Source organism: Zavarzinia sp., assembly GCF_049306435.1.
GTDB lineage: Bacteria > Pseudomonadota > Alphaproteobacteria > Zavarziniales > Zavarziniaceae > Zavarzinia.
Map to the genome: position 1 here is coordinate 1 of NZ_JBAQRT010000215.1, position 11,017 is coordinate 11,017.

An 11,017-nucleotide genomic window follows, 5' to 3' on the forward strand; every position below is an offset into this window, starting at 1 on the left:
ACCCCGGCCCCGCCGGCCCGCGCCCCGATGGCGCCGAGCAAGGCCAGAAATCCGAGCGAGGCGACCGAAACCCCGGTGACCAGCAGGCCGCGCGGCATGACCAGCACCATGGCCAGCGGCATGGCCGCCCCGACCGAGAAGGTCGCGGCCGAGGCCAGCGCCGCCTGGATCGGCCGGGCGGTGGTCACTTCGGAAATCCCCAATTCGTCCTTGGCATGGGCGCCCAGCGCATCCTTGGCCATCAACTCGGCCGCGACCCGGTGCGCCAGTTCGGTATCGACGCCGCGCGCCATGTAGATGCGGGCCAGTTCTTCCAGCTCGAGCGCCGGCTGGGCCTCCAGCTCCGCCTTTTCGCGGGAAAGATCGGCCTTTTCCGTGTCGGCTTGCGAACTGACCGAGACATATTCCCCGGCGGCCATCGACATGGCCCCGGCGACCAGACCGGCGATGCCGGTGATCAGCACTTCGGACGTGGCGACGGACGCGGCCGCGACACCGACGATCAGGCTGGCGGTCGAGACGATGCCGTCATTGGCGCCCAGCACCGCCGCCCGCAGCCAGCCGATACGCGAGACGAGATGGCTTTCCTTGTGGCGGCGATACCGTGACACCGTGTTTTCCCTTCGTGCCGCCATATGCGGCAAGTGAAGCAGAATGCCGCCCCGGGGCGGCGGCGCGCAAGGCGCCAACTGCTGGCCCATAGCCAGTCATCAAGCCCGGCGGCACGGCAGCGCCCACCGAATCGCCTCCCGTGCGCGGTCATTCCGCCCGGTCGCGGAACTGTTCGACCATCCAGTCGATGACGGCGCGAAGGCGCGGCGAGAGATGGCGTGTGTGCGAGTAAAGCACATGCACCGGCAGCGGCGTCGGCGGATAGTCGGCCAGCACCTCGACCAGCGCACCGGCCGCGACGTCCGCCGCCACGCGGTAGTGCGGCACCTGAATCAAGCCCAGCCCCACACAGGCCGAGGCGACATTCGTTTCCGGCCCCGTCACCGTGACGACGGCGGGCAGGACCATTCGTCGCTGCTTTCCGTCGATGGTGAAGTTGAGCGGCGCGATTTCCGGCGCATCGGGGGCGTAGAAGCCAACCATTTGGTGACCCCCGCGTTCCAGATCGTCCGGCGTCCGGGGCAGGCCGAAGCGGCGGATATAGCCGGGACTGGCGAAGGTGCCGCGCCGCAGGGTCGCCAGCCGGCGCCGGATCAAGCCGCTGTCGACCGTCAGCTCACCGGCCCGCAACATGCAGTCGAAGCCTTCGCGCACCATGTCCATGGCCTGATGTGCCTCGCCGATATGCAGGCGAATGTCGGGATAGGTCTCGAGGAAACGCGGCAGGCCCGGCAGCAGGAAGTGGCGTGCCTGGGTGCCATGCACATCGATCCGCACCAGGCCGGAAGGCTTCACGCCCGTGAACCCCGCCTCGGCATCCTCCAGATCCGAGATCAGATCGATGCAGCGGCGATAATAGGCCTCGCCGTCGAGGGTGGGGCTGACGGCGCGCGTGGTCCGTTGCAACAGCCGCACGCCCAGGCGGGCCTCCAGCCCCTTCACCGCATCGGTGACAGAGGACCGGGGCAGGCCCAGATCCTCGGCCGCATGGGTGAAGCTGCGCCGCTCGACGATACGGACAAACACGCGCATGGCATCGAAACGATCCATTCCTGTTTTCCTTTTCGCTTCGCGCAGGGCGTCTCACGGCTGAAGGGCGCGCGCATTATTCGCGTATTCGAATAGTGATGCCGATGAAGGCATGATTATCCGCCTCGTGGATAGGCCCATCTTCTCCTCACCAGCCACCGCCAAGCGGCAGTCGCCAGACAAGGAGAAAGATCATGACCATTCCCCCCAACAAGGTCGCCATCGTCACCGGCGCCGCCGGTGGTATCGGCGCCGCCGTTTCGGCGCGCCTGGCCAGGGACGGCTTCACCATCGTCGTCAACTATGCCTCGAAGGCCGAACCGGCGGAGGCCCTGGTGACGAAGATCGAGGCGGCCGGCGGCCGCGCCTTCGCCGCCAAGGCCGATATCGCCGACGCGACCGCCGTAGCGCGGATGTTCGACAGGGCCGAAGCGGCCTTTGGCGGCGTGGACGTCCTGGTGAACAATGCCGGCGTCATGCAGTTGGCGACCATCGCCGAGAGCGACGACGCCCTGTTCGACCGTCAGGTCGCGATCAACCTGAAGGGATCGTTCAACACGCTGCGCGAAGCCGCGCGCCGCCTGCGGGACGGTGGCCGCATCATCAACATCTCGTCCAGCGTGGTGGGCCTGCTGCAGCCGACCTACGGCGTCTACGCCGCGACGAAGGCTGCCGTCGAGGCGATGACCAGCGTGCTCGCCAAGGAGTTGCGCGGCCGCAACATCACGGTCAATGCCATCGCGCCCGGACCGACGGCGACGAAGCTGTTTCTCGACGGCAAGCCGCAGGCGGTGATCGATCATCTGACCAGGCTGGCGCCGCTGGAGCGCCTGGGCCAGCCCGAGGATATCGCCGCCGCCGTGGCCTTCCTCGCCGGACCGGATGGCGCCTGGATCAATGGCCAGACCCTGCGGGCCAACGGCGGGATCATCTGATCCCGCGCGCCAGACACCGCTCAAGACCGGTTCATTTTCGTGGACTCCGGCCCCGCGTCATCCAGCGGGGCCATTCAGCCAAGGCGCATCCCATGTCCAGACATGTCATCCTCGTCACCGGCGCATCATCGGGCTTTGGCTTGATGACCGCCAGGGCGCTGGCTCAGGCCGGCCACATCGTCTACGCCACCATGCGCGAGACCGAGGGCCGCAATGCCCCTCGTGTCGCCGAAGTCGCCAACAACTGGGCCAGGTCGGAAGGGGTCGATCTGCGCACCGCCGAACTGGATGTCCAGTCCGAAGCCTCGGCCGAAGGGGCCATCGCCCGGATCCTGAACGAGGCCGGGCGCCTCGACGTCATCGTGCACAATGCCGGTCACATGGTGTTCGGCCCCGCCGAAGCCTTCACCCCGGATCAATATATTCAGCAGTATGATGTCAACGTCTTGGGCGCCCAGCGGGTCAATCGCGCCGCGCTGCCCTTTCTGCGCCGTCAGGGCCAGGGACTGATGCTCTGGGTCGGCTCGTCCTCGACGCGGGGCGGCACGCCGCCGTTTCTCGCGCCCTATTTTGCCGCCAAGGCGGCGATGGATGCGCTGGCGGTTTCCTATGCGGCCGAATTGGCGCTGTGGGGGATCGAGACCACCATCATGGTGCCCGGCGCCTTCACCAAGGGCACCAACCATTTCGCTCACGCCGGTTCACCCGCCGACAAGGATCGCGCCGCCGAATATGAACAAGGGCCCTATGCCGGCATCGCCGACAAGGCGTTGAAGGGACTCGCCGCCCAGGAACCCGCCGACGCCGATCCGGCCGAGGTCGCGCGCGAGATCGTCCGGGTCGTGAATCTGCCGTTCGGCGGGCGCCCGTTCCGCGTCCATGTCGATCCGTCACAGGACGGGGCGGAGATCGTCAACGGCGTCGCCGATCGGATGCGCCGCGAGATCTATCGCAGCATCGGTCTCGAGAACCTGCTCCGACCCGCCGTCACAGGCTGAACGAAACGGGTGACGGGTGGCGCCTGTCCTATTTGCACAGGGCGCTGCGAAGCCGCTCCATCAGATCGACGGCATCTTGAATGGCATCCGGATGGACCGCGGCCTCCAGCACCGCCTCGACCCGCATCACCTCGGCATTCGCGGCCTCGGCCTTCACATGCCCCTCGGGCGTCAAGCGTGCCAGCTGACGGCGACCGTGACGGACATCCTGTCGCCGCTCCACCAGCCTTGATTCTTCCAGTTTCGCCAGAACGCCCTGCATCGATTGCGGGGTGATGAAAGCCCGCTCGGCGAGGTCCGCATTGGTTTGGTCCGGCCTCGCGTTCAGTTCGGCCAGGACCGCGTATTGGGCGGGATTGAGCCCGAGCGGTTTCAATGCCTCCTCCAGGCGGCGGTGCAAGGCGTGCTGCGCCAGCTTCAGCCGGTATCCCAGAAGCGGGGTCATATCCTTGGTCATTGCAATGTCAGTCGCCTTATATTATATCAGGTGCCTGATATTAACATTTCGCACCGAGGAGGCTACCATGCCCCGACTGATCGGCCCCGATTTCATTGCCATCCAGACCGAAGACCTTCAGGCCGCCAAGGCGTTCTACGGAGACCGGCTGGGCCTGCCCGTGCTGCGAGAGACGCCCGAGGCGATCGTCTTCGACAGCAGGCCGGCTCCTTTCGCGGTCAGAAAGCCCTTGGTGGATCTGGAAGCGGCTCAGGGGAAGCTGGGTTGGGGCGTCGCCCTGTGGTTCGGCTGCGATGACGCCGATGCGCTGCATGAGGAACTGAAGGCGGCGGGAATAGCCATCGCCTTCCCGCCGAAGGACGGCCTGTTCGGCCGGCACTTCGCGTTTCGCGATCCGTTTGGCTATACGATCACGGCTCATGCCGCATGACGACGCGCTACTGGATCGGCGTCGCGAGCCGCGAGCATGTCAAGGCAGCGGAGGCTGGCGGGTTTTGCCAGTTCCGCCATGGCCGGGGCGCGTTGGTCCGAAAACTGTCGGCTGGAGATGGCGTGATCTATTATTCGCCAGCGGCGGCGTCTGGCGGCGATATCGTGCATTTGGTGGCAGGTTTGCGCCGACAGCCGTCACGGCGGGGGTTTCAGCGCTCAACGAGCCCATTCATAAAGATGGCGACCAAATGAGCGATATGCGCTTTTGGTGAACTGTCTTGCTCGGTGGCGAGTGATATCGCGGTCGCTATGCAGACTATGTCGTCGAATCTGATATCGGGTCGAATAGCTCCCGCCTCCTGCGCGGTATGCAAAAGCCGCGCACCCTCCTTGCTGGTTGCGAGGCATCCTGGCGTTCCAATCTGTAGAACCGTCCCGAGAGACGCCGCGAAACCTCGATAAACATTCGCATATTCGACGAGTTCTTCAAGGTAGGCGCGCAAGGCGTTCGCGGGGGCAAGATCAACGGCTCTGGCACGGCTCGTCTCAGCAAAGGCCAGGAATCGGGCGCTATACGTCGCGGCCAGGAGGTCTTCCCGCGTCGGAAAGCGCCGATACAATGTCCCGATCCCCACCCCTGCGCGTTTTGCGACCTCGTCCAACGACGCGCCAGCGCCTCGTTCCCGAAAGACGTCTTCCGCTGCCGCAAGGATTCGCGCCTTGTTGAGCTGCGCATCGGCTCGCAATGGGGTTTCGTCAGCCAAAAATCTGCCTCGTCACGGCTTGTAAGTGGAGGATATCTCCATATAGTAAGTGGAGCAATCCTCCATATGCCGTGAAAGCGAGCGCATGACATGACGAAGCAATTTGAGGACAAGGTCGTGGTGATCACGGGCGGAACGGACGGCATAGGCCTGACAACAGCCAGGTTGTTCGCGGCGGAAGGTGCCCATGTGTATGTCACGGGACGCCGGCAACAACGCCTGGACGAGGCGCTGAAGGAAATCGGCAATGGCGCCGTTGGCGTTCAAGGCGATGTCAGCAATCTCGCGGACCTCGACAGGCTCTATGCAGTCGTAAAGCGCGATCACGGCCGCGTGGACGTGGTCTTCGCCAATGCCGGCGTGTCCGAATCCGCCCCGATCGGCGCCATTGAAGAAGATCATTTCGACCGCGTCTTCGGCATCAACGTGAAGGGCATGGTCTTCACCGTGCAAAAGGCTCTACCGCTGATGTCTGCCGGTGGCGCTGTCGTGTTGACCGGATCGGGCGCGGGCAGCAAGGGCTTCGCCAATCTTTCCATCTATAGCGCGACAAAGGCAGCGATCCGCTCCTTCGCGCGAACATGGACGACCGATCTGAAAAGCCAGGGCATTCGTGTGAACGTCGTTTCACCCGGCATGGTCCTGACACCGGCAATGCGGACCTATCTTCAAAACAATGCAGGTGCTGAAGAATGGATGCAGCAAACCATTCCGTTCGGCAGGCTCGCCCGGACCGAAGAGATCGCCAAGGCGGTTCTGTTTCTGGCATCGGACGAAAGCAGCTTCGTCGGCGGCGAGGAGCTATTTGTCGATGGCGGCTTCGTGGCAGTCTGAAAAATCAGTCTTGTGACGCCCTGAAACCTTCAAGCGGTTTCGCCGCGAAACTCCCTCATAAAAGCCGGAGCTTCGTGGCGGTGCCCTGGCAGCGGAACTTCAGCTTGCAGTCCATTTTCAGACATACAAATTACGAATGGCGAGCGACAGCGTGGCCATACCGCACGGTGTCATGCGGTAATTCATGGCAATATCGGGCTATCGGCGGTCAATTTATCGCCCAACGGGCAATGTTGACCAATGTGGCGGAGAGGGTGGGATTCGAACCCACGGTACCCGCGAAGGTACAACGGTTTTCGAGACCGCCCCGATCGACCACTCTGGCACCTCTCCGCGAGACATCGGGTCGTCAAGGCGGGGAGAGATAGCCGAGGACGCTGCCGCTTGCAAAGGGTTTTTTTATGCTGGTCACGGACACGGCGGGGAGACGCGGGTGAAGCGGACGGAGGCGATCGGGCGGGCGCTGGACATCGAGGCTCCGGCCCTGCCGGCGAAGGATCGGGCGGCGGTCATCGACCGGGCGCTGGGTTCGCGCCAGATGCGGGACGCCCCGGCGCCCCTGGCCGCCTGGGCCGCCCTCGTCGCCTATGCCCGTCACGGCTTCACCGATTATGATGGATTGCTGGCCGAGGGCTGGGGCCGGGAAGCGGCCCGGCATTTCACCGAGGAGGCGGTCGCGGCGGTGCTCTTGCAATGGGGTTGCCCGAAGCCGCCATCGGCCGGAATTTCCGATTGAAGCTCGGACGCGCGGTTGGTTTACTTCCCTTCAACACAATCCATCAGGGAAAAACGTGCCCGACCCTTCGAGAGCAGCCAGGATTGAAGCCGCGCAGTATTGGCGCCGGTTTCTTGAATGGGTTGACGTGCACAGTGGTGATAGGTGGCTATTCCGGGGCCATTCGAACAAGGCATACGAATTGAGGCCGTCTATCGGTCGAGGGAAGGTCATAGAACGGCGACTGGAAATCGAAGGGTTAGCCGGAGGCGACGAGGTGCGCAGCGCGCTCGCACAGGCAGAGCGGTCGCTGTTCCTCGAATTCCGCCGGCTCAGCCATCTTTTCGACGATGGCAGGCCCAAGGACGACTGGGCCTGGTTGGCACTGGCGCAGCACCACGGCCTGCCGACCCGATTGCTGGACTGGACGAGCAACCCCCTGGTCGCCTGCTATTTCGCGATAGAACCATCGCCGGAGTCCCGGGATTCTTCCGGTGAAATCATCGCCCTGTCTAAGATCGGCGTCCCGCAGATCGATGCTACGCATTCGGAGACAGATCCCTTCGCCATCGGCGACCACGTCGCGATGCTCTCGCCCTCCATCGCGGCGCCCCGGCTTTCGGCGCAGCGGGGCTATTTCACCATCCATCGCGACCCCTTCCAGACTTGGCACCCCGCGGCGTCGCCAGATACTTTCGAAATTCCGAGCGCGGTGAAGCCTTTCTTTCAACGCCGCCTGCACTATATCGGGATCGACAGGGCCGCGATCTATTGTGATCTTGACGCGCTGTGCAATACTCTGCGCTGGCGCTACGAAGTCGGCCCCACCTGATCGCGGCACCCGTCCAGGCAAGGTCGATCCGAACATGGTCCGTTCGATCGCTGTGTTCGGATCCGCGCCTGTCGCAGCGAAAGGCCATCAATCGCATGTCGAAGAACAGTGCCTTGCGCCATACGGCGGGAACGATCGACGTCGAGTCGATGGTGTGGCGGACGGTCACCGATATCGGACAGATGTCCAGCCTGCCGGACTGGAGGGAAAAGATCGATACGCTTTCCAGCCGCACGGAAACACGCGTGATCGAGCCGGTCTATGTCGTGATTTCAGACGACGGCAAGCGCTTCATCGCCAAGGCCAATGTGCATGTGGTGTTTAACTTCGTGCCCGCGCCCGACGCGTCGCGTCGCGATCCAATCGTCCTGTCCGACACGATCCCGGCCGTTTTCACCGGCACCATCGACGACGACAATCATATCCTCGTCGAGCGAGCGCTGTTCCAAACCGAAGACTTCGACGTGCTGTCCAAGGCCCACTGAACAAGCGTTGACTCCCACTTCGTCATCGCTATAGTGCGCGCTCTCGCGGTGGGTGTGTGCCCGCCGTGGTTTTAATTTATGGGCTCCAGTCGGGCCCCTGCCGCGTAAGACGGTAGCAGGCGGAATAGCCTGTGCAAGAAGGACTGGGTCGAATGTTTGCGGTTATCAAGACCGGCGGCAAGCAGTACAAGGTCGTCGAGAACGAAGTCATCACCGTCGAACGCCTCGAAGGCGAAGCCGGTGCCTCCCTGTCGCTGGACCAGGTTCTGATGGTCGGCGAGGGCGAGAATGTCACCATCGGCGCGCCCACGGTCGCCGGTGCCACGGTCACCGCCGAGATCGTCGGCCAGGCCCGCGGCCCCAAGCTGATCGTCTTCAAGAAGCGTCGCCGCCAGAATTCGCGCCGCAAGAACGGCCATCGCCAGGACCTCACCGTCCTGAAGATCACCAGCATCGCCGTCGCCTGATCGCGCGGTTACGAGAGATAGGAGCAAACCATGGCTCATAAAAAAGCAGGCGGCTCGTCCCGTAACGGTCGCGATTCCGACGGCCGTCGCCTCGGGGTCAAGAAGTTCGGTGGCGAAGCCGTGATCCCCGGCAACATCATCATCCGTCAGCGTGGCACCAAGTTCCATCCCGGCACCAATGTCGGCCTGGGCAAGGACCACACCATTTTCGCGCTGGTCGTCGGCAAGGTGAAGTTTGCCGTCGGCAAGCTGGGCCGGACCTACGTCTCGGTCGACGAACTCCCGGTGGCGGCGGAGTAATCTGCCGCGCCTGCCGCGGCCCGCAAGGACCCGCGGCGATCAAGCGGGAATTGACGGGTCCGGCGTGACAACGCCGGGCCCGTTGCCGTTTCGGCCCGCACCCCATTCAGGCATCCCAAGATGAAATTCCTCGATTACGCCAAGATCTATGTGAAGAGCGGCAGCGGCGGCGCCGGCTGCGTCTCGTTCCGGCGCGAGAAATTCATCGAGTTCGGCGGCCCGGACGGCGGTGACGGCGGCCGGGGCGGCGATGTCGTCCTGGAATGCGTGCAGAACCTGAACACCCTGCTCGACTACCGCTATCAGCAGCATTTCAAGGCCGGCACCGGTGTCCACGGCATGGGCAAGGACCGCCATGGCGGCGCCGGCGCCGACATCGTGCTGAAGGTGCCCATGGGCACCCAGATCCTCGACGAGAACGAGGAAGAGATCCTCTACGATTTCACCAAGGCGGGCGAGCGCGTCGTCCTGGCCAAGGGCGGCAACGGCGGCTTCGGCAATGCCCATTTCAAGGGCCCGGCCAATCAGGCGCCGCGTCACGCCAATCCCGGTCAGCCCGGGATCGAGATGACCGTCATCCTGCGCCTGAAGCTGATCGCCGACGCCGGGCTGATCGGCCTGCCCAATGCCGGCAAGTCGACCTTCCTCGCCGCGACCTCGCGCGCCCGGCCCAAGATCGCCGATTACCCCTTCACCACGCTGAAGCCCCAGCTGGGCGTCGTCGCGGTCGATGGCGACGAATTCGTGCTGGCCGACCTGCCGGGCCTGATCGAAGGCGCGTCGGAAGGCATCGGTCTCGGCGCCCAGTTCCTCGCCCATGTCGAGCGCTGCAACGTCCTCATCCATCTCGTCGATGGCACGCAGGAAGACCCGCAGGCGGCCTATCGCATGATCAGGCGCGAGCTGCGCCACTACGGCGAAGGCCTGATCGAGAAGCCCGAGATCATCGCCCTCAACAAATGCGACGCCCTTTCCCCTGAGGAGATCGAGGCCAAGGCCGGCGCCATCGCCCGCTCCGCCCGGAAATCCCGCAAGGCGATCCATGTGATTTCCGGCCAGACCGGCCAGGGCATCACCGATCTGCTGCGGGTCGCGATCGCTCCCATCCACGAACAGCGCGCCCAGGATGCCCTGGAAGCCCGGCCCGACCATGTCCCCGGCAAGCCGGAGGTGTGGCGACCGTGAGGCACGGACAGGACTGAAACCCTTTCCGTCATCCCGTCTCCGGGGCCGCGTCATGAGCATCCTTGATACCACCACTTCCCTTTCCAGCCGCGACCGCCTGCGGGCGGCGGGGCGCATCGTCATCAAGATCGGCTCGGCCCTGCTGGTCGATCAGGCCAGCGGCAAGCTGCGCCGGCAATGGCTGGAAGGCGTCGCCGCCGATATCGCCGCGCTCAAGGCGCGCGGCCAGGATGTCGTCATCGTCTCGTCGGGTGCGATCGCCCTCGGCCGGCGCCATCTGGACCTGCCCAAGGGTGTGCTGAAGCTCGAGGAGAAACAGGCGGCCGCCGCCGTTGGCCAGATCCGCCTGACCCACGCCTGGCAGGATGTGCTGGGCGACCATGGCCTGACCACGGCGCAGGTCCTGCTCACCCTCGACGATACGGAGAGCCGGCGGCGCTACCTGAACGGTCGCAGTACCATGGCGACCCTGCTCCGCCTCGGCGCCGTTCCCGTGATCAACGAGAACGACACCGTCGCCACCTCGGAAATCCGCTATGGCGACAACGACCGGCTGGCGGCGCGGGTGGCGGAGCTTGCCACCGCCGACTGCCTGATCCTCCTGTCGGATATCGACGGTCTCTATACCGCCAATCCGAAAACCGATCCGACCGCGCGGCGCCTCGATATGGTGACAGGCATCACGCCCGAGATCGAGGCGATGGCGGGCGAGCCGGTTTCCGGCGTCGGCACCGGCGGCATGATCACCAAGGTCGAGGCGGCGCGCGTCGCGCTGGCCGCCGGCTGTTCCATGGTGATCTGCGCCGGCGAGGTCGAGCGGCCGATCTCGGCGCTGGAGAATGGCGCCAACTGCACCTGGTTCCTGGCCGACCGCAGCCCGCGCCAGGCGCGCAAGATGTGGATCGGCGGCAGCCTCGGCCCCAAGGGCCGGCTGGTGGTCGACGAGGGCGCGGCCCGGGCCCTCGCCCAGGG

16 protein-coding genes and 1 tRNA gene are annotated in these 11,017 nt (G+C 64.7%); 12 read left to right on the plus strand and 5 right to left on the minus strand.

Annotation, left to right across the window (positions count from 1 at the left end; all coding sequences use genetic code 11):
* Together WAZ62_RS12690 and WAZ62_RS12695 are read right to left on the minus strand one after the other, a co-directional pair.
* Nucleotides 1–611 (minus strand): VIT1/CCC1 transporter family protein (locus WAZ62_RS12690; protein WP_422643914.1); only part of this gene is annotated, 611 nt, incomplete at its 3' end.
* Nucleotides 612–759: 148 nt separating this feature from the next.
* A complete protein-coding gene (locus tag WAZ62_RS12695; protein ID WP_422643915.1) occupies nt 760–1,662 on the minus strand; it encodes a LysR family transcriptional regulator in 903 nt (300 codons plus the stop codon).
* 173 nt (nt 1,663–1,835) lie between these two features.
* Here WAZ62_RS12695 and WAZ62_RS12700 point away from each other — a divergent pair, with 173 nt between their 5' ends.
* Both WAZ62_RS12700 and WAZ62_RS12705 read left to right on the plus strand, forming a co-directional pair.
* A complete protein-coding gene (locus WAZ62_RS12700; protein WP_422643916.1) occupies nt 1,836–2,576 on the plus strand; it encodes an SDR family oxidoreductase in 741 nt (246 codons plus the stop codon).
* 92 nt (nt 2,577–2,668) lie between these two features.
* Nucleotides 2,669–3,574: an SDR family oxidoreductase gene (locus WAZ62_RS12705; protein WP_422643917.1), complete on the plus strand. Its 906-nt coding sequence runs from the start codon at nt 2,669–2,671 to the stop codon at nt 3,572–3,574.
* 28 nt (nt 3,575–3,602) lie between these two features.
* Here WAZ62_RS12705 and WAZ62_RS12710 read toward each other — a convergent pair whose 3' ends face one another.
* The gene (locus tag WAZ62_RS12710) at nt 3,603–4,031 is read right to left on the minus strand and encodes a MarR family winged helix-turn-helix transcriptional regulator (protein WP_422643918.1); all 429 of its coding nucleotides are present in this window, start codon (nt 4,029–4,031) and stop codon (nt 3,603–3,605) included.
* A 67-nt stretch (nt 4,032–4,098) separates the two neighbouring features.
* Between WAZ62_RS12710 and WAZ62_RS12715 the strand changes: the two genes are divergently transcribed.
* Nucleotides 4,099–4,461, plus strand: coding sequence for a VOC family protein (locus WAZ62_RS12715; protein WP_422643919.1), 363 nt, complete (start codon nt 4,099–4,101; stop codon nt 4,459–4,461).
* Complete coding sequence (locus WAZ62_RS12720; RefSeq protein ID WP_422643920.1) at nt 4,458–4,715, plus strand: EVE domain-containing protein; 258 nt, start codon at nt 4,458–4,460, stop codon at nt 4,713–4,715. Before WAZ62_RS12715 ends, WAZ62_RS12720 begins: the two co-directional genes overlap by 4 nt.
* Here the strand turns inward: WAZ62_RS12720 and WAZ62_RS12725 are convergent.
* The gene (locus WAZ62_RS12725; RefSeq protein ID WP_422643921.1) at nt 4,673–5,227 is read right to left on the minus strand and encodes a TetR/AcrR family transcriptional regulator; all 555 of its coding nucleotides are present in this window, start codon (nt 5,225–5,227) and stop codon (nt 4,673–4,675) included. The genes WAZ62_RS12720 and WAZ62_RS12725 overlap by 43 nt on opposite strands.
* A 90-nt stretch (nt 5,228–5,317) precedes the next feature.
* Between WAZ62_RS12725 and WAZ62_RS12730 the strand changes: the two genes are divergently transcribed.
* Nucleotides 5,318–6,061, plus strand: coding sequence for an SDR family NAD(P)-dependent oxidoreductase (locus WAZ62_RS12730; RefSeq protein ID WP_422643922.1), 744 nt, complete (start codon nt 5,318–5,320; stop codon nt 6,059–6,061).
* A gap of 243 nt (nt 6,062–6,304) precedes the next feature.
* Here the strand turns inward: WAZ62_RS12730 and WAZ62_RS12735 are convergent.
* Nucleotides 6,305–6,394 (minus strand) — tRNA-Ser (locus WAZ62_RS12735).
* Between the two features lie 100 nt (nt 6,395–6,494).
* Here WAZ62_RS12735 and WAZ62_RS12740 point away from each other — a divergent pair.
* The 7 genes from WAZ62_RS12740 to proB form a co-directional block, all read left to right on the plus strand.
* Nucleotides 6,495–6,797: a DUF2293 domain-containing protein gene (locus tag WAZ62_RS12740; protein WP_422643923.1), complete on the plus strand. Its 303-nt coding sequence runs from the start codon at nt 6,495–6,497 to the stop codon at nt 6,795–6,797.
* A gap of 127 nt (nt 6,798–6,924) precedes the next feature.
* On the plus strand, nt 6,925–7,608 hold the full coding sequence (locus WAZ62_RS12745) for an FRG domain-containing protein (protein ID WP_422643928.1): 684 nt from the start codon (nt 6,925–6,927) through the stop codon (nt 7,606–7,608).
* A gap of 95 nt (nt 7,609–7,703) precedes the next feature.
* Complete coding sequence (locus tag WAZ62_RS12750) at nt 7,704–8,093, plus strand: hypothetical protein (protein WP_422643924.1); 390 nt, start codon at nt 7,704–7,706, stop codon at nt 8,091–8,093.
* 152 nt (nt 8,094–8,245) lie between these two features.
* The gene (gene rplU / locus WAZ62_RS12755; RefSeq protein ID WP_109904742.1) at nt 8,246–8,560 is read left to right on the plus strand and encodes a 50S ribosomal protein L21; all 315 of its coding nucleotides are present in this window, start codon (nt 8,246–8,248) and stop codon (nt 8,558–8,560) included.
* A 30-nt stretch (nt 8,561–8,590) separates the two neighbouring features.
* Nucleotides 8,591–8,860, plus strand: coding sequence for a 50S ribosomal protein L27 (rpmA, locus tag WAZ62_RS12760; RefSeq protein WP_422643925.1), 270 nt, complete (start codon nt 8,591–8,593; stop codon nt 8,858–8,860).
* A 120-nt stretch (nt 8,861–8,980) separates the two neighbouring features.
* A complete protein-coding gene (gene obgE, locus WAZ62_RS12765) occupies nt 8,981–10,045 on the plus strand; it encodes a GTPase ObgE (RefSeq protein WP_422643926.1) in 1,065 nt (354 codons plus the stop codon).
* A gap of 52 nt (nt 10,046–10,097) precedes the next feature.
* On the plus strand, nt 10,098–11,017 hold a 920-nt coding region (gene proB / locus WAZ62_RS12770), incomplete at its 3' end, for a glutamate 5-kinase (RefSeq protein WP_422643927.1).

Bases quoted from the DNA above. Each gene is read 5' to 3' on its own strand.
- WAZ62_RS12695 (WP_422643915.1), bottom strand. From the start codon at position 1,662: ATGGATCGTTTCGATGCCATGCGCGTGTTTGTCCGTATCGTCGAGCGG.
- WAZ62_RS12700 (WP_422643916.1), top strand. From the start codon at position 1,836: ATGACCATTCCCCCCAACAAGGTCGCCATCGTCACCGGCGCCGCCGGT.
- WAZ62_RS12705 (WP_422643917.1), top strand. From the start codon at position 2,669: ATGTCCAGACATGTCATCCTCGTCACCGGCGCATCATCGGGCTTTGGC.
- WAZ62_RS12710 (WP_422643918.1), bottom strand. From the start codon at position 4,031: ATGACCAAGGATATGACCCCGCTTCTGGGATACCGGCTGAAGCTGGCG.
- WAZ62_RS12715 (WP_422643919.1), top strand. From the start codon at position 4,099: ATGCCCCGACTGATCGGCCCCGATTTCATTGCCATCCAGACCGAAGAC.
- WAZ62_RS12720 (WP_422643920.1), top strand. From the start codon at position 4,458: ATGACGACGCGCTACTGGATCGGCGTCGCGAGCCGCGAGCATGTCAAG.
- WAZ62_RS12730 (WP_422643922.1), top strand. From the start codon at position 5,318: ATGACGAAGCAATTTGAGGACAAGGTCGTGGTGATCACGGGCGGAACG.
- WAZ62_RS12750 (WP_422643924.1), top strand. From the start codon at position 7,704: ATGTCGAAGAACAGTGCCTTGCGCCATACGGCGGGAACGATCGACGTC.
- rplU (WP_109904742.1), top strand. From the start codon at position 8,246: ATGTTTGCGGTTATCAAGACCGGCGGCAAGCAGTACAAGGTCGTCGAG.
- rpmA (WP_422643925.1), top strand. From the start codon at position 8,591: ATGGCTCATAAAAAAGCAGGCGGCTCGTCCCGTAACGGTCGCGATTCC.
- obgE (WP_422643926.1), top strand. From the start codon at position 8,981: ATGAAATTCCTCGATTACGCCAAGATCTATGTGAAGAGCGGCAGCGGC.